The 24861-nt window shown below is 71.0% G+C and carries 16 protein-coding genes; 11 read left to right on the top strand and 5 right to left on the bottom strand.

The features are described from left to right. The first annotated feature begins 15 nt into the window (after positions 1-15). From mxcG to cysK, 7 genes are all read left to right on the top strand, one after another. Positions 16-4335, top strand: a complete 4320-nt coding sequence (gene mxcG, locus I3V78_RS13720) for a myxochelin non-ribosomal peptide synthetase MxcG (protein ID WP_204487924.1) — start codon at positions 16-18, stop codon at positions 4333-4335. Between the two features lie 35 nt (positions 4336-4370). Further along, on the top strand, positions 4371-5717 hold the full coding sequence (locus I3V78_RS13715; protein WP_338023563.1) for a 3-deoxy-7-phosphoheptulonate synthase: 1347 nt from the start codon (positions 4371-4373) through the stop codon (positions 5715-5717). A gap of 124 nt (positions 5718-5841) precedes the next feature. Continuing rightward, a complete protein-coding gene (gene mxcH, locus I3V78_RS13710) occupies positions 5842-8265 on the top strand; it encodes a TonB-dependent siderophore myxochelin receptor MxcH (RefSeq protein WP_338023562.1) in 2424 nt (807 codons plus the stop codon). 41 nt (positions 8266-8306) lie between these two features. Further along, positions 8307-9542, top strand: coding sequence for a hypothetical protein (locus I3V78_RS13705; RefSeq protein WP_204487918.1), 1236 nt, complete (start codon positions 8307-8309; stop codon positions 9540-9542). A 129-nt stretch (positions 9543-9671) separates the two neighbouring features. Next, positions 9672-10388, top strand: a complete 717-nt coding sequence (locus I3V78_RS13700; protein WP_204487916.1) for a hypothetical protein — start codon at positions 9672-9674, stop codon at positions 10386-10388. 19 nt (positions 10389-10407) lie between these two features. After that, positions 10408-11253 carry a serine O-acetyltransferase EpsC gene (gene epsC, locus I3V78_RS13695; protein WP_204487913.1) on the top strand — a complete coding sequence of 282 codons (846 nt, stop codon included), beginning with the start codon at positions 10408-10410 and terminating at the stop codon, positions 11251-11253. A gap of 47 nt (positions 11254-11300) precedes the next feature. Then, a complete protein-coding gene (cysK, locus tag I3V78_RS13690; protein ID WP_204487911.1) occupies positions 11301-12221 on the top strand; it encodes a cysteine synthase A in 921 nt (306 codons plus the stop codon). A gap of 3 nt (positions 12222-12224) precedes the next feature. On the opposite strand, the gene I3V78_RS13685 is transcribed toward cysK, so the two are convergent. From I3V78_RS13685 to I3V78_RS13665, 5 genes are all read right to left on the bottom strand, one after another. Continuing rightward, positions 12225-13376 (bottom strand): aminotransferase class V-fold PLP-dependent enzyme, encoded by a 1152-nt coding sequence (locus I3V78_RS13685; RefSeq protein WP_204487908.1) that lies wholly within the window; start codon positions 13374-13376, stop codon positions 12225-12227. Between the two features lie 20 nt (positions 13377-13396). Further along, a complete protein-coding gene (locus I3V78_RS13680) occupies positions 13397-14626 on the bottom strand; it encodes an efflux RND transporter periplasmic adaptor subunit (protein WP_204487906.1) in 1230 nt (409 codons plus the stop codon). A gap of 8 nt (positions 14627-14634) precedes the next feature. Further along, a complete protein-coding gene (locus I3V78_RS13675) occupies positions 14635-17925 on the bottom strand; it encodes an efflux RND transporter permease subunit (protein ID WP_239576418.1) in 3291 nt (1096 codons plus the stop codon). 138 nt (positions 17926-18063) lie between these two features. Further along, positions 18064-20118: a dipeptidyl-peptidase 5 gene (locus tag I3V78_RS13670; RefSeq protein ID WP_204487901.1), complete on the bottom strand. Its 2055-nt coding sequence runs from the start codon at positions 20116-20118 to the stop codon at positions 18064-18066. A gap of 124 nt (positions 20119-20242) precedes the next feature. Further along, positions 20243-20917: an SET domain-containing protein gene (locus tag I3V78_RS13665; RefSeq protein ID WP_204487899.1), complete on the bottom strand. Its 675-nt coding sequence runs from the start codon at positions 20915-20917 to the stop codon at positions 20243-20245. An 80-nt stretch (positions 20918-20997) separates the two neighbouring features. Between I3V78_RS13665 and I3V78_RS13660 the strand changes: the two genes are divergently transcribed. From I3V78_RS13660 to I3V78_RS13645, 4 genes are all read left to right on the top strand, one after another. Then, a complete protein-coding gene (locus I3V78_RS13660) occupies positions 20998-21369 on the top strand; it encodes a DUF423 domain-containing protein (protein ID WP_204487890.1) in 372 nt (123 codons plus the stop codon). 74 nt (positions 21370-21443) lie between these two features. Next, on the top strand, positions 21444-21908 hold the full coding sequence (locus I3V78_RS13655) for a DUF2267 domain-containing protein (RefSeq protein ID WP_204487888.1): 465 nt from the start codon (positions 21444-21446) through the stop codon (positions 21906-21908). 125 nt (positions 21909-22033) lie between these two features. Next, the gene (locus I3V78_RS13650) at positions 22034-22423 is read left to right on the top strand and encodes a helix-turn-helix domain-containing protein (protein WP_204487885.1); all 390 of its coding nucleotides are present in this window, start codon (positions 22034-22036) and stop codon (positions 22421-22423) included. A gap of 223 nt (positions 22424-22646) precedes the next feature. After that, complete coding sequence (locus I3V78_RS13645) at positions 22647-24845, top strand: response regulator (RefSeq protein WP_204487883.1); 2199 nt, start codon at positions 22647-22649, stop codon at positions 24843-24845. Positions 24846-24861: the final 16 nt, after the last annotated feature.

Below are 24861 nucleotides of genomic sequence, written 5' to 3'. Positions count from 1 at the left end.
CTGGAGCAACGAGTCATGAGTGAGTCGAGGGATGCGGCCTGGCCGCTGTCGGCGGCCCAGCACGGAATCTGGACGGGTCAGCAGTTCGACCTCCAGAGCCCCGTCTACAACGCGGGTGAATGCATCGAGATCCTCGGCTCGCTCGACGTGACGCGCTTCGAGGCCGCCGTGCGGCGGGCCGTCGGCGAGGCGGAGGCCCTGCACGCCCGCTTCCCGCCCAATGGCCCGGAGCCGGTCCAGGTCATCGATCCGCGGGCCGACTGGCCGCTGCCCGTGGTGGATCTCACCGCGACGCCAGACCCGTGGGCCGCGGCCCGCGACTGGATGCGCGCCGACCTGGCCCGGACCGTGGACCTCACCCAGGGGCCGCTCTTCGCGCAGGTGCTGTTCCAGGCCTCGTCCGAGCGCTTCTTCTGGTACCAGCGCATCCACCACATCGCGATGGACGGCTTTGGCTTCTCGCTGCTCGCGCGACGGGTGGCGGAGCTGTACACGGCGCTCGTGTCCCAGCAGGTCATCACCGGCGGCTTCGGCCGGCTGCGCGCGGTGCTGGACGAGGACGCCGCCTACCGCTCCGGGCCCCGCTACGAGGCGGACCGGGCCTTCTGGAAGGAGCACCTCGCCAGCGCGCCCCCACCCGTGACGCTGGCCCCTCCCGCCCCCATGTCCTCGAGCTTCGTGCGCCAGACGCACCACCTGGGCACCGCCGAGGCCGAGCGGCTCCAGGTCGTCGCGAAGCAGGCGGGCGTGAGCTGGCCGGACCTGATGCTCGCGGCGACGGCGGCCTGGCTGCACCGCGAGACGGAGGCCCCCGAGGTGGTGCTCGGTCTGCCGGTGATGTCCCGTCTGGGCACCGCCGCGCTGCGTGTGCCCTGCATGGCCATGAACATCGTGCCCCTGCGCGTGCCCGTGCGCGCGGAGCAGGGGCTGGTCGAGGTGGCGCGGACCGTGGCCACGGAGCTGGCCATCATCCGGCCCCACCTGCGCTACCGCTACGAGCAGCTGCGGCGGGACCTGAAGATGGTGGGCGGACAGCGCCGCCTGTTCGGCCCCGTGGTCAACATCATGCCGTTCGACTACGGCCTGCGCTTCGCGGGCCTGAAGACGATCGCGCACAACATCTCCGCCGGCCCCGTGGAGGACCTGTCCCTCGGCGTCTACGCCCGGAGTGATGGCCAGGGCCCCCGCGTCGACTTCGACGCCAACCCCGCCTGCTACCGCGCCGAGGAGCTGCGCGCCCACCAGGACGCGTTCCTCCAGTTGCTGGAGCGCTGGGTGGCCGCGCCCACGGAGGCCATCGCCCCCCCCGCGCACGGAACGGCGGGCGTGTCCGGCGCGCTCCTCGAGGGCGGTCCACTGCCGGGCCCCGCCCATCCGGTGCTGGAGGCGCTGTGCGCCCGGGCCCGGGAGCAGCCCGAGGCCGTGGCGGTGGAGCACGGTCCCTGGCGCCTGAGCTACCGGGAGCTGGTCGAGTCCGCGCGTGCCCTGTCGTCGCGGCTCCTCGCGGAGGGCGTGCGTCCGGACTCGCCCGTGGCGGTGCAGGTGCCCCGGAGCATCGATGCCATCGTGGCGAGCCTCGGCGTGCTGTTCGCCGGCGCGGGCTACCTGCCGCTCGATCCGTTCGGCCCCGAGTCCCGGACGGCCGCCATTCTCGCGGACGCCGCGCCCGCGGTGCTCGTCACCCCCACGCAGCCGCCCGAGGCCAAGGCGGCGCCGACCGCCCCCGGCGCGCTGTCCGTGCGCCGTCTGGAGCACCCGGCGGTGGAGGCATCCCCCCCCCCGGCCGAGCCCCGCCCGGAAGCGGAGCGCCTGGCCTACGTCATCTACACCTCGGGCTCGACGGGTCAGCCCAACGGCGTGCAGATCTCCCACGGCGCGCTGGCCCACTTCGTGGCGGGCGCGACCTGGCGCTACGGCGTGACACGCGAGGACCGGGTGTTGCAGTTCGCCCCCCTGCACTTCGACGCCAGCGTGGAGGAGCTCTTCGTCACCCTGTGCGCGGGCGCGCGCCTGGTGCTGCGCACGGACGAGATGCTCCAGTCCGTCCCCCGGCTCATCGAGGCCTGCGCCAGCCTGGGCATCACCGTGTTGGATCTGCCCACGGCCTTCTGGCACGAGCTGGCGTACAGCGTCTCCACGGGCGCGCTCGCGCTTCCCGCCTGCCTGCGCACGGTCATCATCGGCGGCGAGGCCGCGCTGCCCGAGCGCGTGGCCCGCTGGCGCGCCGCCGTGGGCTCTCGGGTGCACCTGCTCAACACGTATGGCCCCACCGAGGCCACCGTGGTGGCCACCGTCGCCTCGCTCGGTGACGCGCTGGAGGGCGCGGGCGAGGAGGTGCCCATTGGCCGTCCCCTGCCAGGCGTGAGCGCGGCGCTGCTCGACAAGCACGGCCGGCCCGTGGCGTCGGGCACGGAGGGCGAGCTGTACCTCCTGGGCGGCGGCCTCGCCCGAGGCTACCTGGGCCGCCCGGAGCTGGACGCGAAGCGCTTCGTCACGCTGTCGCACTGGCCGGGCGCGCCCCGGGCCTACCGCACTGGCGACACCGCCCGGCTGCGCGAGGATGGACAGCTCGTGTTCGTGGGCCGCGTGGATGACGAGTTCAAGATCAGCGGGCACCGCATCGATCCCTCCGAGGTGGAGACCGTGCTGCTGCGCCAGGCCGGCGTGAAGGACGCCGCGGTGGTGGGCCAGGTGCTGGAGGGAGGCACGCGGCGGCTGTGCGCGCACCTCGTCGTCACCGAGCCCAGGCCCACGGCGGCCCAGCTGCGCCGGGCGCTCCTCGCGGCGCTGCCCGCGCCCATGGTGCCGGGCGCCTTCGTGTTCCGCGAGCAACTGCCGAGGACCAGCACGGGCAAGGTGGACCGGGGCGAGCTGCGCCGGTGGACGGACACGGAGTCGACGACGTCCGCGCTCGAGGCCGCCACGGAGCTGGAGCGCGAGGTGCTGCGCATCTGGGAGCAGGTGCTCGGCGTGAGTGGCATCTCCGCGCAGGACGACTTCTTCGAGCTGGGCGGGCAGTCCCTGCAGAGCATCCAGGTCGCCAATCGGCTCGGCGTCATCCTCGGCCGGGACGTCCCGGTCGCCACGGTGTTCCGTCACCCGACCGCCGCGGGACTGGCCCAGGCCCTGGAGCGCGGAGAGGACACGGTGGCCAGCGCCGGGGGACCGCCGCCCGCGATGCTCGCCGACGCCGTCCTGTCCGAGGACATCGTCCCGCGAGGCCTGCGCGTAGCCCCGGCCTCGACGCCCGCGCGGCAGGTGCTGCTCACGGGCGCCACGGGCTTCGTCGGCACGCACCTGCTGGACCAACTGCTGCGGCAGACGAGCGCCCGCGTGGTGTGCCCGATCCGGGCCCGGGATGAAGCCCATGCGATGGAGCGGCTGCGCACCGCCCTGGAGGGACAGGGCCTGTCCACCCAGGGGCTCTCGGAGCGGGTGCTCGCGCTGCCGGCGGACCTGACCCAGCCGATGCTCGGGCTGGAGCCCGCGCGCTTCCACGGCCTCGCCGCCGAGTGCGATGCCGTCTACCACAACGCCGCCGTGGTCAGCGTCGTGCGCGAGTACGGCAGCCTCCGGGCCGTCAACGTGCGCGGCACCCAGGAGCTGTTGCGGCTGGCGGCGGCCGTCCGGCCCAAGCCCCTGCACTACGTGTCCACCCTGGCGGTGGCGCCCCAGGCCAACCTGCGCCCCGAGGTCTCCGAGGACTTCGTGCCCGCGCACGACGGCCTGCGCGATGGCTACCAGCAGAGCAAGTGGGTCGCGGAACGGCTGGTGGAGCAGGCCGGCGAGCGCGGCCTTCCCGTGGCCGTCTACCGGCTGGGCCGCGTGGTGGGCGCCATCGACACCGCCATCGTCAATCCACAGGACCTCGTCTGGCGCATCCTCCTGGCGGGCATCTCCGTCGGCGCGCTGCCCCACATGGAGGTCAGTGAGTCCTGGACGCCCGTGGACTACGTGGCGCGGGCGCTCGTCCGGCTGTCGCTGTCGGCCCGGTCCGGTCCGGTCTTCAACCTCGCGCCCACGCCCGAGGTGCGGCTGCCGGAGCTGTTCGGCTGGGTGCGCGACTACGGCTACCCGGTAGAACACCTTCCCCTGCCCGAGTGGCGCGAGCGCGTGGCGCGCGACAAGGCCACCGCGGACGAGCGCGCCACCCTGGCCTTCTTCGACCTGCGCACGGGCTCGGCCGATGCCGTCTTCGGCCTGGGTCCCATTCGCTGCGAGCGGGTGCTCCAGACGCTGGAAGGCAGTGGCATCCACTGCCCTCCCGCGGACCGCGCGCTGCTCCATCGCTACCTCGACTTCTGCGTGAAGCACGGACTGCTGCCTCGACCATGATCTCCCCCAGCCCGACCCTTGGACACAACGCCTCCGTGACGAATCGAAACTGGACCCCGGGTTCCTGGCGGACCCTGCCCGTCAAGCACATCCCCTCGGACTACCCGGACGCGCAGGCGCTCGCCCGGGTCGAGCGCGAGCTCGCCCAGCGGCCCCTGCTCGTGACGCCCGAGGAGACGCGGCAATTGCGCGCCGCGCTCGCCCAGGTCGCCGAGGGCAAGGCGTTCCTGCTGCACGGCGGCGACTGCGCCGAGAGCTTCAAGGAGTTCGCTCCGGGCACTGTCCGCGCCACGCTCCGGCTGCTGCTCCAGATGTCCGTGGTGCTGACGTTCGCGCGGGGGCTGCCCGTGGTGAAGATCGGCCGCATCGCCGGCCAGTTCGCCAAGCCCCGCTCCAGCCCCGTGGAGACCCAGGACGGCATCACGCTGCCGGCCTACCGCGGCGACAACATCAACGGCATGGGGTTCACGCTCCAGGAGCGCACGCCCGACCCCGAGCGTCTGCTCCAGGCCCACCGACAGTCCGCGGCCACCCTCGAGCTCGTGCGCGAGTTCGCCCGCGAGGGCTTCGCGGGCCTGCGCGACCCCCGGCACTGGACGCTCGAGCACGCCCTGTCCGGCCGGGTCCAGGACTTCCTCGGCTTCATGCACACGCAGAGCACCCGGCCCGAGGAGCAGCACACGGGGCTGGGCCGGATCGACCTCTACAGCAGCCACGAGGCGCTGCTGCTCAACGTGGAGGAGGCCCTCACGCGGCACGACGCGGCGACGGGCGGATGGTACGCCGGCTCGGCGCACCTGCTGTGGATTGGCGAGCGCACGCGTCAGCTCGACGGCGGCCACGTGGAGTTCATGCGCGGCATCCAGAACCCCATCGGGCTCAAGTGCGGCCCCGGCATGGAGCCGGACGACCTGCTGCGCATGCTGGACGCGCTCAACCCCGAGGGCCTGCCCGGCAAGCTCAACCTCATTGGCCGCTTCGGCGCGGACACGGCCGCCGAGCGGCTGCCACGCTTGATGGCCGCGACCCGGCGCGATGGCCGCCCCGTCGTGTGGTCCATCGATCCGATGCACGGCAACACGCACACCGCGACCAACGGGTACAAGACGCGGCCCTTCGAGCGCGTCCTCTCGGAGGTCCGCACCTTCATCCAGGTGGCCACCGCCGAGGGCGTGCACCCGGGCGGCCTGCACCTGGAGATGACGGGCCAGGACGTCACCGAGTGCCTGGGCGGCACCCACGCCGTGACCGAGGCGGACTTGTCGCGCCGTTACCTCACCCACTGCGACCCCCGCCTCAACGCCACGCAGGCGCTGGAGCTCGCCTTCCTCGTGGCCGAACAGCTCCAGACCTTGCCCCGCACGTCCGCCCAGGCCGCTTGAACGCCAACGGCTTGACAGCCCCCCGGATCCCGCCTAATTCCGCGTCCCGAAAATGAGAATGATTACCATTTTCAGAAACCGGGGATTCCTCGGTGAGGGCACGCGTGGGGTCCGGGGACTCGTCGTGGCGGCGGGGCTGGGGCTGGTGGGCGGTGTCCAGGCGCAGGAGGAGGGCCCCTCGCGCGAGTCGCCCCGGCTGGTGCGCTTCGTGGAGGCGCGCTACCCGCCGGCGGCGAAGCAGGAGGGTCGGGAGGCCCGGGTCCCGCTGCGCATCCGGTTGGACGCCGAGGGACAGGTCACCGAGGCCGAGGTGGCCGAGCCCCAAGGCCATGGTTTCGACGAGGCGGCGCGCGAGGCGGTGCTCGCCATGCGCTTCTCGCCCGCGATGCGGGACGGAAAGGCCCGGCCCGCGCGCCTCGTCTACACCTATGTCTTCCGGCTGCCGGTGAAGACCGTGGCCGCCGTGGCCGCACCGCCGCCCCCGGTGCCGGTGCCCGAGCCGGACGAGGCCATCGAGGTGCTGGTGCAGGGCCCCTCCTACGCCCAGCAGCGGCGCCAGTCCGCCGAGGCCGTGCAGGTGGTGGAGACGGAGCAGCTCCAGCGCGAGGCGGCGGACCTCGGCGAGGCGCTGGCGCGCGTCGAGGGCGCGGGCGTGCGCCGCTCCGGTGGTCTGGGCACCCGCTCGCGCTTCTCGCTCGCGGGGCTCTCCGACGAGCAGATCCGCATCTTCGTGGACGGCGTGCCCCTGGACCTGGCGGGCTTCGGGCCCGAGCTGTCCAACGTGCCCGTCAACCTCGTGCAGCGCATGGAGATCTACCAGGGCGTGGTGCCCATCCGCTTCGGCACGGACGCGCTCGGGGGCGCCGTGAACCTCGTGACGGATCAGCGGGTGACGCCGGGACCGGGCGCCACGGCCTCCTACGAGCTGGGCTCCTTCGACACGCACCGCCTCACCGCCACCGCGCGGCATCTGCACGAGCCGAGTGGCCTGCACGTGCGCGCCAACGCCTTCCTCGATCGCACGCGCAACGACTACCCCATCAACGTCGAGGTCGCCAACGAGCAGGGCAAGCTCGTTCCCGCGCGCATCTACCGCTTCCACGACGCCTACCGGGCCTGGGGCGCGGGCGTGGAGGCGGGGGTCGTGGACAGGCCCTGGGCCCAGCGCCTGCAACTGCGCGTCTTCGCCAACGGCTCCGACAAGGACATCCAGAACAACGTCTTCATGACCCAGCCCTACGGCGAGGTCACGAGCGGCGAGCTGTCGGCCGGCTCCACGCTGCGCTACGAGCACTATTTCGCCAGGGGCCTCACCGCCGACGCCCTCGCGGGCTACAACTTCCGGCGCACGCGCCTGGAGGACCGCGGCACCTGCGCCTACGACTGGTATGGCCGCTGCGTCAGCCCGTTGCCTCAGCCGGGGGAGATCGAGGAGCGCGCCGTCGATCGCCAGGTGAAGCAGCACACCGGCTTCGCGCGGCTCAACGTGGGGTGGACGCTGGCCCCCCAGCACCGGCTGCGCCTGTCCGTTTCGCCCACGCACGTCGACCGCACGGGCGAGGACCGCGAGCTGCGCGCGCGCGGAGAGCTGGATCCCCTGTCCGCCGAGCGGCGGCTCACCTCGCTCGTCACCGGCGTCGAGTACACGCTCACCGCCCTGCGGGAGCGCCTGGAGAACGTCCTCTTCTTCAAGGACTACGTCCAGCACGCCCAGGCCCAGAAGCTGCTGCCCAGCCGGGTCTTCGCCCCCATCGACCGGTCGCTGCACGGCGTGGGCGTGGGTGATGGGCTGCGCCTGCGACTGCTGTCGGACCTGTTCGCCAAGGCGTCCTACGAGTACGCCACGCGCCTGCCGCGTCCGGACGAGATCTTCGGCGACGGCATCCTCATTGGCGACAACCTGGACCTGGTCCCCGAGCGCAGCCACAACCTCAACCTGGAGTTCACCTACCAGGGCCAGGAGACCCGGGCGGGCGCCTTCCGGGCCAACGTGCTGGGCTTCGGCCGCCTCGCGGATCAGCTCATCCTGCTGCTCGGCCAGGACAGCTTCTTCACCTTCCAGAACGTCTACGCGGCGCGCTCGCTGGGCGTGGCGGGCGCGGCGGGGTGGACCTCTCCGGGGCAGTACCTGTCGCTCGACGGCAACGTCACCTGGCAGGACTTCCGCAACACCTCGGACTCGGGGGGCTTCGCCTCCTTCGTGGGCCAGCGCATCCCCAACCGCCCCTACCTGCAGGCCAACGGCACCGCGCGCCTGCAGTGGCGGGGCCTGATGAGCGCTCGCGACGAGCTGTCCCTCACCTGGCACGCGCGCTACATCCACGCGTTCTTCCGCGCCTGGGAGAAGGCCGGGCGGGTGGACTCCAAGCAGGTCATCCCCGCGCAGCTCCTCCACTCGCTCTCGCTCAACTACCTCACCCGGCGCGAGGGGTTGACCCTGGGCTGGACGGTCGACATGCAGAACCTGACCGACACGCCCGCCTACGACTTCTTCGGGGTGCAACGCCCCGGACGCAGTGTGTTCGCCAAGCTCCTCGTGGAGCTCTGAATTCCCCCGCAGTCCCGCCCCTCTGAAGAAAGGTCGCCCCCATGAAGCGCTCGTCCCTGCTCAACCCCTCGCGCGCCGTCCTCACGACGCTCGCCCTGGCCCTCGCCGCCGGTTGCGGAGATCCGGAGCCCGTGACGCCCCCCACGGACAACCCCTCGGACACGGGCCCGCTCTACGCCATCACCACCCAGCTCATCACCGCGGACACGCCCCAGAGCTACGTCATCCTGACGAACACGCTCGAGGGCAACGGCCGGTTGGCGCTGGACAAGGCCATCGAGGTCCCCGGCCGTTCGCTCGGCATGGGCATCCCCAAGTCCGGCGCGCTCTTCGTCGCCGGCAGCGAGGCGGCCACCGTCACCCGCTATGACCTGAAGAACGGCGCCCTGGAGAAGGGTGAGACCGTGAGCTTCGCGGGCAAGGGCGTGACGTCCATCGGCGAGTACCAGACCCAGTTCCACTTCGCCTCGGCCACCAAGGCGTACTACTTCGACGGCCGCACCGCCCAGGTCATCGTCTGGAACCCCACCGAGATGACGGTCACCCGCGCCATCGCCCTGCCGGGGCTCGCGGTCGAGGGCGCCGTCACGACCTTCGCCTCCTCGCCGCTCGTGGTGAAGGGCGACCACGTCTTCATGCCGGTGGGCTGGCGTCCGTCCGCCAGCGTGGGCATCACCAAGAAGGCGGGCGTCATCGCCGTCGACACCCGCACCGACACGGCCGTGCTCGCCACGGATGACCGCTGCGGCTACGTGCGCGACGGCGTCACCGGTCCGGACGGGCAGATCTACTTCGCAACCGAGACCTACGGCGCGGCCGTCTACCGCGTGGCCGGCGGGGACACGCCCGAGCCCTGCCTGCTCAAGTTCGACCCCGTGGCGCTCAAGTTCGACCCGGACTTCTACAAGCCGCTGAGCGACTTCGCCGACGGCGGCACCGTGGGCACCGTGCTCCCGGGCCCCCAGGGCACCGCCTACGTGCGCGTGCTGGACGAGCAGGTCTACCCCATCAACGCGGGCGTCCACCCCCGCCTGGTGGCGAGCGCGGCCGCGTGGCGCTGGACCCAGATCAAGCTGGACACCTTCGCCGCCACCCCCGTCACCACGCTCCCGGCCAGCACCGGCAGCAGCTTCCTCTACGAGGCCGAGGGCCAGACCCTCTTCACCCAGTTCGCCGCCGGCTCCTCGGCCACGACGCTGCACCAGCTGACGGGCCAGACCGGCACCCCTCAGGTGACCGCGGAGGGCCTCATCTTCTCCTTCGTCCAGCTGCGTTAAACCCCCGTGCTCACGGGACGGCCGGTGCGCCCGGCCGTCCCGGGGAGCGGTGGGCCGCAACTTTTCCACCCGATGTGTGGATAATAGGGCCGGACCCAGGCTCCCCCCGAGCCGACGCCGGAGAACCCCATGGACCCGATCGGTCGCCGCCCCGCCCCCCTCACTCCCGCCACGCCGGCCACGCCCGCCGCCGCGCCCCAGACGGCCGCGCGGCCCGCCAGCGCGCAGGCCACCAGCGCCGCCCAGGCCCTGGGCCACACGCTCAAGAGCGGCTTCGAGGCCACCGGCACCGTCAAGGCCGCCCAGGCCCCCCAGGGCACGTGGCGTGGTTCGGCGGACTCCGAGGTGGGCCGCACCATCAACACGATGCTCGAGCGGCTCAAGACGTGTGACATCAAGATCAAGGGGGACACGCCCGAGAGCCTCTTCCGCCGCGCCATCCTCGACAACAAGCACGTGACGAACGAGCAGATCATGGCCATGTCCAAGGTCACGCTCGAGCAGCTCGACTCCGGTCCGGACACGCGCGCCAAGGTGCTCAAGAAGATTCCCAACGCGCGCGAGCTGCCCGTGCACAAGTTCACCGTGGCCATGATGTCGGCCGCGACGGGCATCGATCCCCAGAAGCTGTCCGAGGCCTGCCCGGACCTGGGCATGACGGGCGCGCCGAACACCCCCCTGCTCTACGCGGCCAAGACCGAGCGCATGCAGCGCTCCACCGCCCTGCACGACTTCACCGACTACATGCGCGGCGCGGGTGTCAAGGGAATGAACAAGGCCGTCTGGGGCGTGGAGGACCGGGTGCTCTCGGCCGCCGTCAGCGCTCTGGGCGGAGGCCGCTACTAGCGGTTAGTCTCGCCGGCCCATGGACGAACCCAACGGTCGGCTCATCCACACCCTCATCCAGGCGCGCCAGCAGCACTGCTTCTCTCCGAACGTGCGCGCCATGGCGCCCGACTTCGCCGAGAAGGTCCTGGCGCTGCTCTTCCCCCACTTCTCCCAGCGCCTGGACTGCAGCGCCGTGGGGGTGCGCTCCGAGGTCGCGGTGCTGGAGGCCACGCTCACGCGCGTCCTCCAGACGCTCGCGCCCCGCTACCCCGCCCCCACGGACGACGTGCCCCAGCGCTTCATGCAGGAGCTGGCGGACATCTACGACTGGCTGCGCCAGGACGCGGACGCCATCTTCCAGGCGGACCCCGCCGCGCGCAGCGTGGACGAGGTCATCCTCACCTACCCGGGCTTCTACGCCATCGCCATCTACCGCGTGGCGCATGCCCTGCAGCGGCTCGGCTTCCCCCTGCTGCCCCGACTGCTCACGGAACTGGCCCACGAGCGCACGGGCGTGGACATCCACCCGGGGGCCACCATCGGCCGGCGCTTCGTCATCGATCACGGCACCGGCGTCGTCATCGGCGAGACGACCCACATCGGCGAGGGCGTGAACATCTACCAGGGTGTGACCCTGGGCGCACTCCAGGTGGAGAAGAGCCTCGCGGACAAGAAGCGCCACCCCACCATCGAGGACAACGTCGTCATCTACGCCAACGCCACCATCCTCGGAGGCGCCACCGTGGTGGGCCGCGGCAGCGTCATCGCCGGCAACGCCTTCATCACCCACAGCATCCCGCCCGAGTCATTGGTGACCCGCCGCAGTGAGGTCCGTCCCCGACAAGGGGGTGCGGAATTCGACGAGTTGGAGTATCACATCTGATAAAGCAGATGTCTCTCTGCCATGGCAGACAACTCCCGAGAGGACCGATGAAGGCCAACAGCATCCTCGACACGATCGGCAACACCCCCCACGTGCGCATCAACCGGCTCTACCCCTCGCGGGTGCAGGTGTACCTCAAGCTGGAGCGCAGCAACCCGGGCGGCAGCATCAAGGACCGCATCGCGCTGGCGATGATCGAGGACGCGGAGAAGCGGGGTCAGCTCAAGCCGGACAGCGTCATCGTGGAGCCCACGTCGGGCAACACGGGCATTGGCCTGGCCATGGTGGCGGCGGTCAAGGGCTACAAGCTCATCCTGGTGATGCCCGACTCCATGAGCATCGAGCGCCGGCGGTTGATGGCGGCCTACGGGGCCACGTTCGAGCTGACGCCGCGCGCGCAGGGCATGAAGGGCGCCATCGCCAAGGCGCAGGAGCTGGTGGCGCAGAACCCCAACGCCTGGATGCCGCAGCAGTTCGAGAACGAGGCGAACATCGAGGTGCACAAGCGCACCACCGCCCAGGAAATCCTCCGCGACTTCCCCGAGGGGCTGGACTACCTCATCACCGGCGTGGGCACGGGCGGTCACATTACCGCGTGCGCCGAGGTGCTCAAGGAGAAGTGGCCCCAGCTCAAGGTGTTCGCGGTGGAGCCCTCCAAGTCGCCCGTCATCAGCGGCGGCCAGCCCTCGCCCCACCCCATCCAGGGCATCGGCGCGGGCTTCATCCCCAAGAACCTCCACAAGGAGGCGCTCGACGGCACCATCCAGGTGGACGAGAAGGACGCCTTCGAGTTCACCCGGCGCTCGGCCAAGGAGGAGGGCATCTTCGTGGGCATCTCCTCGGGCGCGGCGCTGGCGGCGGTGAGCCAGAAGATCGCGGAGATTCCGGACGGCAGCCGCGTGCTCGCCTTCTGCTACGACACGGGCGAGCGCTACCTCTCCATCGAGAACCTCTTCGCGGCCCAGTAGGCCTCAGCGGCCGGAGAAGCCGCGCACCAACGCCACCAGCCGGTCCAGTTCGGCCGGCTGGTTGTAGAAGTGGGGCGACACGCGGATGCGCCCCCGGCGGACCGAGAAGTTCACCTGATTGTCCTTCAGGTGCGTCGCGAGCGCCTTGATGTCCGCGTCGCCGCCGGGCGGCAGGAAGGTGAGGCTGCCGGCGCGGTGCTCCGGCGAGGGGCCCGTGTCGCAGCCCAGGTCGCGCAGCCGCGTGTCCGCGTGCTCCAGCAGCGCGCGGATGCGCTCCGAGACGCGGTCCATGCCCACCTCCAGCAGCAGCTCCAGCGCGGCGCCGAGCGCGTAGATGCCGGTGAAGGCGTGGCTGCCCTCCTCGAACTTCGTGGCGTCCGGCTTGAGCTCGAAACGCGGCGTGTTGAAGTTCCACAGGTCCGTGGTGGAGCGCCACCCCACGAGCACCGGCCGCACGCGCGGCAGCACGTCCTGGGCCACGTAGAGAAAGCCGATGCCGGACACGCCGAGCATCCACTTGTGGCTGTCCGCGCTCAGGAAGTGGACCCGGCTCTTCTTCACGTCCACGGGGATGCAGCCCACGCTCTGGATGCCGTCCACGCAGAAGAGCACCCCCGCGCGCTCACACAGGGCGCCGAGGGCGTCCAGGTCCGTGCGATGCCCGGACGCGAACTGCACGGAGCTCACCGAGACGAGCCGGGTGCGCGGCGTGAGGGCCGCCGCCACCGCCTCGGGGGTGACACCGCCCTCGCGCGGGACGATCTCCCGCACGCTCACGCCCCGGTCGCGCAGGTGCTGCCAGGGGTAGACGTTGGAGGGGTACTCGATGGACGCGGCGACGGCGACCTCGTCCCCGGGCCGCCAGTCGAGTCCCTCGGCCACCACCCCGAGCCCATGGCCCGTGTTGCGCACGAAGGTGATCTCCCCGGCCTCGGCGCCAATGAGCCGGGCGGCCGCCGCCCGCACGCGCTCGGCCCGGGCCTCCCAGTGCCGCTCGTTGCGCACCCCGTGCCGCAGCAGATCCTCCGACCACTCCTGGATCGCGGCGACGGCGCGCCGACTCGTGGGCGCCACCCCCGCGTGGTTGAAGTAGAGCTGCTCCTCCACCACGGGGAACTCGGAACGGTAGGCATCGAGGTCGGTGAACGGGGCCATGCCGCGCACCCTACCCCGACTCACTTCTTCCGCGTGTCGGCTTCGCCCCCCTTCTCGCTCTCGGCGCGCTGGGCCTGCTGACGCCCGAGTTGCTTGTCGGGCGGCTCGCCCTTGCCCGCGTCCCCACTCCCGCCCTGGGCCTGGGCGGTGTCGTCCCGCTTCTGTCGCCGCTCGGGTTGGATGCGCGCCCCATCCCCCAGCTCGACGGGCAGGTCGAGCGCCACGAGCGCCCCCTCGTCCAGGGGCGTCTTGAGCCGCACGGTCTTGCCATCGTTGAGCCCGGGCACCACCGGGGTGAGCTTCACCTGCTTGTCCTGCACGAGCGCCACCATCGTCTTGGCGCCCCGGACGAGGATGGCCTCGATGGGTACGGAGGCCTGCGCGGGCGCCTTCACGTGAAGCGTCACGTGCACGAAGACGCCGGGCACGAGCGTGCGCTCGCGGTTGTCGAGCTGGATCTCCGCCAGCATGGTGCGCGTGCGCGGATCGAACGCATCCGACAGGCGTGTCACCTGCGTGCGGATGACCCGATCGGGGTGCTCGTCCTGGACGATCTCCGCCTCGGTGCCCGGCGTCAGGAAGGAGGCCACGTCCTGGCCCGCGTAGACGATGACGCGCAGCGTGTCCGGGTCCGCGACCTCCACCAGCGGCGTGCCCGTGGAGGAGTCGGGGATGAGCGCGCCGGGATCCAGGTTGCGCGCCGTCACCACGCCGTCGAAGGGCGCGCGCAGCACCTGGTACTCCTGGAGCGAGCGCAGCCGCTTGAGGTTGGCGCCCGCCTGCTCGAGGTCCGCCTCGGCCAGGTCCACGTCCTGCTGGGACACGATGCCCGACTCGGCCAGCGCCCGGGTGCGCACGGCGGTGCGGCGCTTGACGGCGAGGTCGCTCCGGGCCACGGCGACCTGTTGATCCGTCTCGGGGGACTCGATGATGGCGAGCACCTGTCCCGCCTTCACCCGGTCGCCCTTGTCCACCTTCACCTCGCGCACGTAGCCTTGCGTCTTGGCGTAGATGGCGGCTTGGTTGTAGGCGCGCACGTCGCCGGGCAGCGTCACGGTCCGGGCGCCGTCGGCCTTCTCCACCTGGGCCACGTACACCCGGGGCCCGAGTTGGGCGGCCTGCTCCAGCCGGTCGCGCTGGTCCTTCTCCGTGCGGTGACGGGTGAAGATGAGCAGCGCCAGTCCCACGGCGGCCACGCCCACCAGGGCGCCCAGGATCCACAGCAGCTTCTTCTTGGGTGTCGAACGCATGGATGGACTCAGGAATGCAGCGGGTGGTCCGCGGAAGGCGGCGAGCGGTAGGGCCCCGGACCGTGCGGGGCATCGTCTTCGTCCGCGTGAGCCTCGCGCTCCAGCTCCTCGTCCAGCGAGAGGGTGGTGGGCGCCTTCTTGCGCAGGAGCGAGTACACGACGGGCACCACGAAGAGCGTCACGCAGGTGGCCACCAGCAGGCCGCCAATCACCGCGCGGCCCAGGGGGGCGTTCTGCTCGCCACCCTCCCCCAGCCCCAGGGCCATGGGCAGCATGCCGAGGATCATCGCCAGGGCGGTCATCAACACCGGCCGCAGCCGCGTGTGCGCCGCGTGCTGGACGGCCTCCCGCGCGGACAGGTCCCGACCCTCGTCTTCCTGGCGCGTCTGGTTGGCGAAGCTCACGAGCAGGATGCTGTTACTCACGGCGATGCCCACCGCCATGATGGTGCCCATGAAGGACTCCACGTTGAGCGAGGTGCCGGTGATGGAGAGCATCCACAGGATGCCGATGAGCGCGCCGGGCACCGCCGTGAGGATGACGAGCGGGTCCACCCACGACTGGAAGAGGATGACGAGCAGGAAGTAGACCAGGAGGATGGCCAGCACCAGCCCGAGGCCGAGACTGCCGAACGAGGTGAACATGCTCTCGCTCTGCCCGCGGATCTCGATCTCCATGCGCTCGGGCAACTCGATGCCGTCCACGGCGCGCTGGATGTCCCGCGCCACGGAGCCCAGGTCGCGGTCCTGCACGGCGCACTGCACGTTCACCACGGGCTGGGCCGTCTCGTGGCGGATGGAGGCCCGCTGCGTCGTGGTGCGCAACTGGGCGAGCGCCCCGAGATACGGCGCCGTGTCCGCGCCGGGTGTGGTGCCCGTGGCCGGGGAGAGTCCGGCCGCGGGACTCACCGGCGTGGCCAGGAGCGCGTCCACGCTCGACACCTGCTCCAGGGGCGTCTGGACGACGACGCTGTAGTTCACGCTCGTCTCGGGGTTGACCCAGTTGCTCGGCGCGGTGAGCAGGCTGGAGGAGAGCGAGGTGAGCAGGCTGTTGGCCACGTCGCGCTCGGTGACGTCGAGCGCCAGGGCCCGCTGCCGGTCCACCTCCAGGAAGAGCGTGGGCCGGTCGTACGCCTGATTGATGCGCACATCGACCGCGCCTGGGATGCGTTTGACGCGCTCGGCCACCTGCTGCGCGATCTCCAGGGCCTTGTCCGAGTCGCGGCCCTTCACCTGGATGTCGATGGGCGAGGACAGGCCGAAGTTAAGCACCTGGCTCACGATGTCCGCGTCCAGGAAGTAGAACTGGAGGTCCGGAAAGCGCCGGGGCAGCTCCTCGCGCAGCCGCCGCAGGTAGTGCGACACGTGGGTGTGGCCGGGCGCGAGCTCGACCCGCACCTCGGCGTCGTTGCTGGCCACGTTGTCGCTCTGGACGTAGGCGAGGTTGTACGAGGTGGGCACGCCGATGGTGTCGGTGATGAGGGCCAATTCCTCCGCGGGGATGATGTCCCGCAGGGCCAGCTCCACCTCGGCCACGCGGCGCTCGGTCTCCTCCAGGCGGGTGCCCACGGGCGCCCGCACGTGCAACCGCATCTGGCCGCTGTCCACCGAGGGGAAGAAGTCCATGCCCACCACGAACACCATCAGGGCCGCGGCGATGACGGAGAGCGCGCCGAACGTGCCCAGCACCCAGCCCCGGTGCGCGAGCGCCGTGGACAGGGCCGCCGCGTAGCCCTTCTGGAAGCGCTCGAAGCGCGTGTCGCGCCAGTGGTTGAAGCGCCGGGCCCCATTCTCCAGCCGGCCGCGCCACCCCCGCCGGGGACGGGCGGAAGCGCCGTGTTCCTCCCCGCGCATGAGCTTGCGCGCGAGCGCCGGGACGAGCGTGCGCGACAGCAGGTAGGAGGCCGCGAGCGGAAACACCACCGCGAGCGCCAGGGGCACGAAGAGGAAGCGGGCGGGGCCCGTGAGCAGCACCACCGGGAAGAAGACGATGCAGAGCGTGGCCGTGGCCGCGAGCGCGGGGAGCGCCACCTGCCGCGCGCCGTCCAGGATGGCCTGGGTGAGCCCTTTGCCCTCGCCCCGGTTGCGGTGGATGTTCTCCACCTCCACGGTGGCGTCGTCCACGAGCATGCCGATGGCGAGCGCGAGCCCGCCCAGCGTCATGACGTTGAGGGTCTGCCCGGTGAGGAACAGGCCGATGATGCCCACGAGGATGGCGACCGGGATGGACGTCGCCACGACCAGGGTGCTGCGCCAGCTGCCCAGGAAGAACAGGATCATCAACGACACGAGCCCGGCGGCGATGAGCGCCTCGGTGAGCACGCTGTGGATGGCGGCGCGCACGAAGACGGATTGATCGAAGTCCAGCCGCAGCTCCGTGCCCTCGGGCGCGAGGCCCTTGAGCGTGGGCAACAGCTCACGCGCGGACTCCACCACCGCGAGCGTGGAGGCATCGCTCTTCTTGAGGATGGCCAGATAGGTGGCGCGCTGCCCGTCCACGCGCACGATGTTGGTCTGGTTCGCGTAGCCGTCATGCACGTGTGCCACGCTGCCCAGCAGCACCGTGCGCCCCCCTTCCACCTTCAAGGGAATGTCGTTGAAGTCCTCGATGCGGGCGGGGCTGCCGTTGAGGGCCACGCCGAACTCGGTCGTCCCGATGCGCGCGGTGCCCGCGGGGAGGATGACGTTGGACTCCTGGATGGCCGTGACGACGTCCTGGGGGGACAGCTTCGCGGCCGCGAGCTTGCGCGGATCGATGTCCACCATCACCTGGCGCTGTCGGCCACCGAAGGGCGCGGGCGTCTGCAGGCCGGGCACGGTGAACAGCCGCACGCGCAGGAAGTTCTGCCCCGCGTCGTAGAGGGCCTGCTCGGACGCGCCCGACAGCGTGAGCTGCGCCACCGGCACGTTCGAGGCATTGAAGCGCAGCAGCGTGGGCGGCGTGATGCCGGGCGGCAGGCCCCGGGTGATGGAGTTGCACGAGGCGTTGATCTGCGCGATGGCCGCGCCGATGTCATAGCCCGGCTGGAAGTACACCTTGACGATGCCGATGCCCGCGATGGACTGGGACTCGATGCGCTCGACGCCCTCCACGCTCGTGGACAGGGAGCGCTCGGTGATGAAGACGACCCGGCGCTCCATGTCCTCCGCGGACAGGCCCGGGTAGTTCCACACCACCGACACCACCGGCAGATCGATGGTGGGCAGCACGTCCGTGCGCATCCGCGTCACACAGAGCGTGCCCAGCAGGAAGATGACGAGACAGAGCGTCGCGACCGTGTAGGGGCGCCGCAGGGCCAATCGGACAATCCACACGCGGGGCCGCTCCTGTCTCCGAAGACAGGAGCAAAGGTGGTGACCAATGTCCTACATCGCAATGCCGCTCGGACAGCGGTGAGGGAGTGCTCCCTCGCCTGCCCTGGGAGCGGCGAAGCGGGACTAGGGCGTGCCCGTCGAGGCGGACGCGCCGTTCTTCGTCCACTGGTCCAGCCAATCCAGCACCGTGTCATGCCACTGGATGCTGTTGGCCGGCTTCACCACCCAGTGGTTCTCGTCCGGGAAGTAGAGCAGCTTGGAGGGGATGCCCCGGCGCTGCAGCACCGTGAAGGTGCCCAGGCCCTGCGTGTCCACCACGCGGAAGTCCTGCCCGCCGTGGATGACCAGCATGGGCGTCTTCCACTTGGCCACGTGGTCGATGGGGTTGTGCTTCGTGTAGCCCTCGGGCTTCTCCCACGGCGTGCCGCCGTGCTCCCACTCGGGGAACCACAGCTCCTCGGTGTTGAAGTACGCCATCTTCTCGTCGAGGTTGCCGTCGTGGTTCACCAGGCACCGGAAGCGCTCCGGCAACTGCCCGGCGATCCAGTTGATCATGAACCCGCCGTAGCTCGCGCCCAACGCGCACACGCGCCCGCCGTCCATGAAAGCGTAGCGCTGGAGCGCCGCCTCCAGTCCCTTCTGGAGATCCTCGAACGGCTTGCCGCCCCAGTCCTCCCGGATGGAGTCCGTGAAGGCCTGGCCGTAGCCCGTGGAGCCGTGGAAGTCGACCATCACCGCCACGTAGCCCCGGCCCGCGTACGTCTGCGGGTTCCACCGGTAGTGGAAGTGGTTGCCGAAGCTGCCCTGGGGGCCGCCGTGGATGAGGAACGCCACCGGGTACTTCTTCTTCGCGTCGAAATCGACCGGCTTCACCATGAAGCCGCGCACCGTCTCGCCGTTCCAGCCCGGGAACGAGAACTGCTCGAAGTCACCGAACCGGATGCCGGCCAGGGCCTCCGCGTTGACGTTCGTGAGCCGGCGCACGTCACCGCCATCCGCGCGCACCGAGTACAGGTCCGCGGGGGACTGGAGATCATCGCGCAGGAAGACGACACGGCCGTCCGGCAGGGCCCGGGGCTCGGCGGCGCTGCCCGCGCCACTGAGGGCCCGCGCCTGCCCGGTGGCCACGGACAGGGAGAAGACGGGGTGCTGGCCCAGCTCGTCCGCCGTCACCAGCACGGACTTGCCATCCGCGCTCCACGCGAGCGAACCGGCGGAGCGGTCCCAGGACTCGGCCAGCGTGCGCTCCTTGCCGTCCGGCCACGAGCGCAGCACCACCCGCAGCCGATCCGACTCGTACCCGGGCCGCGCCATGGCCAGGTAGGCCAGCGTCTTGCCGTCCGGGCTGAACACCGGCGAGGTGTCCGTGGCGCGGTTCTTCTCGGTGAGCTTGCGGGGCTTGCCCGAGCCGTCCACGGGCGCGAGGAACAGGTCCAGGTCCGTGCTCCACGCCTCCGAGGCGCCCACGTCGCGCGCGGTGAAGACGAGCCCCTTGCCGTCCGGGGTGAAGGTGAACTCCTCGGGGCCGCCGAAGGGCTTGCTTGGCCCGTCCGCGTCCATGCCCGCCATCACGTCCCGCGGCGCGGCGGAGCCGTCCACTGGCAGCACGAACAGGTGCGAGCGGCGGCCATCCCGCCAGGTGTCCCAGTGCCGCGCGAAGAGCGTGTCGTGGACCTGGCCCGTGCTCTTCTTCTTGGCGCGCTCCTCGCCGCGCTTCACGGAGCATTCGAGCGAGGCACCGCAGTCCGGGTAGACCTCGAGCGCGACGGCGAGCCATTTGCCATCCCGGGACAGGCGGAAGGCGCCCACGTCCAGGGGCAGCTTCGTGACGGGCTGGGCCTCGCCGCCCTGGAGCGACAGCCGGAAGACCTGGCTGGAGCCTCCCCGGGACGACAGGAAGAAGAGGCTCTGGCCATCGGGGCTCCAGGTCGGTTGGCCCTCGCTCTCCGGGGAGAAGGTGAGCGGGCGCGCGTCACGCCCATCGGCGCCCACGAGCCACAGGTCCGTGCGGCCGCGATTGGCCTCCAGGTCCGTGGAGCGCAGCACGAAGGCGATGCGCTTGCCGTCCGGGGAGACGCTCGGGTCGCCGATGCGACGCAGCGTCACCTGGTCCTGGATCGAATAGGGATGGGAGGGGGCCGCGGCCAGGGCGAGCGCCGCGAAGAGGGAAAGGGTCAAGGCGGATCCTCCTACGAGTCCGCCGGACGGTGCCCTTTTCACTCCCCAGTGTCCACCGCGCGAGGCCGGAAGCATCCCGGCCCCATACCCGGCGTCAAGCCAGCCCCGCCGCCCGTGCTCCCGCTCAGCCGCGCGCGCCGCGCTTCGGGCTCGTCTTCGAGGCCTGCTTCGAAGCCTTCTTCGACGCCTGCTTCACGCCCGTCTTCGAGGCCTTCTTCGCGCCCGTCTTCGACTTCGTGGCGGATGAGGACTTCTTCTTCGTGGAGGAGCGCTTCTTCTTCTGGGTGGCCTTGCGGGCGGACGCGTCCTTCTTCACCGGCGCCAGGATGGTGCCCCGGCACTCCGGCGCGCCGCAGCGGCACACGTAGAGCGCTTCTTCGTCGGGCCCCATGCCCTCGGTGCGCTCGTAGCCGTAGTCGTAGACGAGCTCCTCGCCGGGCGCCAGGTCGCGCAGGGCGTAGATGAAGATGCGGTCCTCCTCGAGGAAGGCCTGGCAGTTGGGAGCACACGAGTGGTTGATGAAGCGCGCATCGTTGCCGTTGCGGGCCGCGTCGATCACCGTGTCCTCGTCCACGCTGAAGAGGAAGGTGTGGTGGCGGGACATGGCGCCATCGTCGTAGCGCTCGTCGGCCTGGTCCTGGGTGATGCGCTCACCGAGGTACTCGATGATGCGCTCGCCCTCCTTGATCGGCCGGAGGGCGAAGGCGCCCTGCCCCTGGATGGACGAGGGGCGCAGCTCGAAGGGCTGGGAGGTGGAAGGGGAGGACTTGCGGGAGGGAGTCTTGGAAGAAGCGGGCATCGGAGGGAAGGAAGTAGAGACGCGCTGGAAAAGGCGCGGTAGGGTGCCTCAGTCGGACTTCTAAAGAAAGGCGCTCGACGATGCGGCTGTGGCTCATTCTCGGCGCGGCAAGCGCATTCCTGTCCGTGGCGGCGGGAGCATTCGGTGCACATGCGCTGCGCGCGAGACTTACTCCGGACTTGCTGACCATCTTCGAGACCGCCGCGCGCTACCACATGTACCACTCGCTGGGGATGATCGCGATCGGTCTGCTCGGGCAGTGGCGTCCCAGTCCCCTGCTGACGGGGGCGGGATGGGCGCTGGTGGTGGGCATCCTCCTGTTCTCGGGCAGCCTGTACGCGATGGCGCTCTCGGGCGTGCGCGCGCTGGGCGCCATCACCCCGCTGGGGGGCCTGGGCTTCCTGCTGGGGTGGCTGTTGTTCGCCGTCGCCGCCTGGCGGCACGCGAACTGAGCCAGCGGCACGCGCGCCCACCCCCGGTGCATCCGCGCCGGGGCATCCCCACCTTGGGAGGCAGGAGGCCGACCATGGCGGACATGCCCGAGAAGGTGGACGAGGAGCTCCAACTCTTGCGCGAGCGACGGCGGATGTCGCGCTGCAACCAGTCCTATTCCCGCTTCCTGGAAGGACTGGAGACGGCCACGGGCCTGCCGAGGGAGCAGGCACGGCGCGTGTTCGTCTCGGTGGTGTGTGTGCTCGAGCCGCCCCTCAAGCGGGAGACCTCGGAGGAATGGCGGGCCCGGTTGCCCGTGCGGCTGCAGGAGGCGCTCTGGGCCTGTGCCGAGCGCCGGGGCATGGCCGCCGCGCCCCCCTCCCTGGACGCGCTGCTCGAGCGCGTGGCGGCGGACATCGGGGGAGATCGGGACCACGCCGAGAGTGTCACCCGGGCCGTGTTCGCCACGCTGCGCGCCCACCTGTCCGAGGGCGAAGCGGATCAGGTCGCCGAGGCCCTGCCCCTGGAGTTCCAGTCGTTCTGGGGCCGGGCCTGTTGAGGGACGTCCGTTGGAGGGACCCGGGTGGATGCTGGAATGCGTCAGGTTTTCTCCCGGTGACTCCTCCCATCAGGTAGGGTCGGGCCACTTGGCGAGGGAGGTCGCCATGTCGCGCGAGCAACCCTATGGATGACACGCCGCAACCCAATCTGGGCGTCCAACTCCGAGCGGCCCGGCTCCGGCTGGAGCTCACCCAGGAGCAGGTGGCCCGCGCGGTGGGCTTCGTGCCCACCGTCTATGGACGCATCGAGCGGGGCGACATGTTGCCCAGCGTCCCCAAGCTGCGCGAGTTGTGCGTGGTGCTGGGGGTCTCGGCCGACACGCTCCTGTCCCTGGCCCTCACGGCGGGCGCACCGGACACCCCTCGCGCCGAGGAGGCCGCGGAGATGCCGCCCGCGCTCCGGCGGCTCACCACGCTCGTGAGGGATCTGCCGCCCTCGCGCCTGCGCTTGTTCCGCGTGGCGCTGCAGACCCTGCTCGAACCCCCCGAGCAGCCAGACTCGGACGAGACGTGAAGCCAGGCCCTCGGCTGGACCGTTGGAGTGTCCCCCGGTCAACACAGCATGCCCGTCGGGCAGCCAAGGTGACAGGGACCTGAGCCCCTGGGGTGATTGGCTCTGGGTTGCCCTCTCAAGAAGCGATAAAAGCGGCGGTGTGTCCGACTCGACGGCTCACACGCCCCGCGCACCCCTGATGCCCCCTGCTTCCAACACGCCCACGCGAGTGGAGGTGTTGGCCGTGGATGATACGCCCGCCAACCTCCGCGCCCTGGAAGGGCTGATCTCCGACCTGGGAGCGGACGTCGTGTGCGCGTCCTCCGGCGACGAGGCCTTGCGCCTGCTGCTCGAGCGCGACTTCGCGCTCATCCTGCTCGACGTGCAGATGCCGGGCATGGACGGGTACGAGACCGCGGCCCTCATCCGCATGCGCGAGCGCACGCGGCACGTGCCCATCATCTACATCACCGCCTCCAACCGCAGCGAGGTGAACGTCACGCGCGGCTACGCGCTGGGCGCGGTGGACTACCTGTTCAAGCCCATCGTTCCGGAGATCCTCCGCACGAAGGTGGGCGTGTTCCTGGAGCTGCACCGGCGGCGCGAGGAAGTGCGCCGACAGGAGGAGCTGCTGCGCCAGGCCGAGAGCCGCGCCTACGCCCAGCAGCTCACCGAGGCCCGCGCGCACTACGCGCATTCGCTCCTCCAGCAGGAGATGGAGCGCGAGCGCAAGGTGTCCGAGGCCCGGGAGCAGCGGGCCCAGGAGCTCGCGAAGCTGGTGAGCGAGAAGGAACAGGCCCAGGCGGCGCTGCACGAGAGCAACGCGCGCTTGTGGCTGCTCGCGGACACCGCCAGCCGCCTGCTGAAGGATCCGGACGGCCGAGGCCACCTCGACAGCGTCCATCAGCAGATCGCCCGCCACCTGGGCCTGGAGATCTGCCTGGGCTACCTCTTCCATGAGGACTCCCAGCACATGGAGCTGGCGGCCCACGCGGGCCTCTCCGACGAGCAGCTGACCACGCTGCGCCACCTCTCGCCGGGCGAGGGCATCGCGAGCCGGGTGGCCGCCGAGAGCCAGCGCTGGGTGTTCGATGACAGCCGGCCCCTGGACTCGGCGTTCGACGCGGACGTGGCCCCCGAGCTCGGACTCTCGGCGCTCGTGTGCTACCCGCTCCGGGGCCAGGATCGCGTGCTGGGCACCCTCGCCTTCGGCACCCGCTCGCCCCGGACCTTCTCCGAGGGCGAGCTGTCGCTCATGCAGGGCGTGTGCGATCAGGTGGCCGTGGCGCTCGAGCGCGAGCGGCTCATCCACGCGCTGCGGGAGGCCGACCGGCGCAAGGACGAGTTCCTCGCCATGCTCGCCCACGAGCTGCGCAATCCCCTGGCGCCCGTGCGCACCGCCCTCGAGGTCTTCGAGCTGCGCGCCCAGCAGGACGACAAGCTCCAGCGCGCCCTGGCGAGCGCCAACCGCCAGGTGACCCACATGACGCGCCTGGTGGATGACCTGCTCGACGTGAGCCGCATCACCCGGGGCAAGGTGGAGATCAAGCCCGTCCCCGTCACCCTCGCGGACGTGATGGAGGGGGCCATCCAGGCGTGCGAGCCGCTCATCGCCCAGCGCCACCACGCCCTGAGCGTCACGCTGCCTCCCGAGCCCGTGCTGCTCAACGTGGACCCCACGCGCATGACGCAGGTGGTGGCCAACCTGCTGCACAACGCGGCCAAGTACACCCCCCCGGGCGGGCAGATCGCCCTGAGCGCCCGCCGCGACGAGCGCGAGCTCACCATCAGCGTGCGCGACACCGGCGTGGGCCTGCGGCCGGACATGCTCCGCCGCGTCTTCGATCTCTTCGTCCAGGTGGACCCCGGCAGTGATCGGGCCCAGGGCGGCCTCGGCCTGGGGCTCACCCTGGTGCGCAGCCTCGTGGAGATGCACGGCGGCCAGGTGACGGCCCACAGCGACGGCCTGTCCCAGGGCAGTGAGTTCGTCGTGCGCCTGCCGCTGCCCACCGGGCTCGCCGCCCCGCTGCCCACCCTGCTGCAGTCGGCCGCCTCCGCGCCGACCCGGCTGGCGCCGCTGCACATCCTGCTCGTCGAGGACAACCCGGACATCCGCGAGACGCTGCGCGACCTGCTGGAATTGCATGGCCACCGCGTGGAGGAAGCCGGCGACGGCCGCGCCGCGGTGGAGCTGGTGCTGTCCCTGCGGCCCCAGGTGGCCCTCGTGGACATCGGCCTGCCCGAGATGGACGGCTACACGGTCGCCGAGCGGGTTCGCGCCTCGGCCGGTGGCGCCGGAACGCGGCTCGTGGCCCTCACGGGTTATGGCCACCCGGAGGACCGCAAGCGAGCGCTCGCGGCCGGTTTCGATGCCCACCTCGTCAAGCCCGTATCCTCGGACGACTTGTCCCAGGTTTTGAAGAAGCTCTGCCCGGCCGCCTGAGGCCGTCGCGCCCCCC

It is taken from the genome of Archangium primigenium, assembly GCF_016904885.1.
GTDB lineage: Bacteria > Myxococcota > Myxococcia > Myxococcales > Myxococcaceae > Cystobacter > Cystobacter primigenius.
Note: the sequence above shows the minus strand (reverse complement) of the source record. Positions and strands in the feature narration are given on the sequence as shown.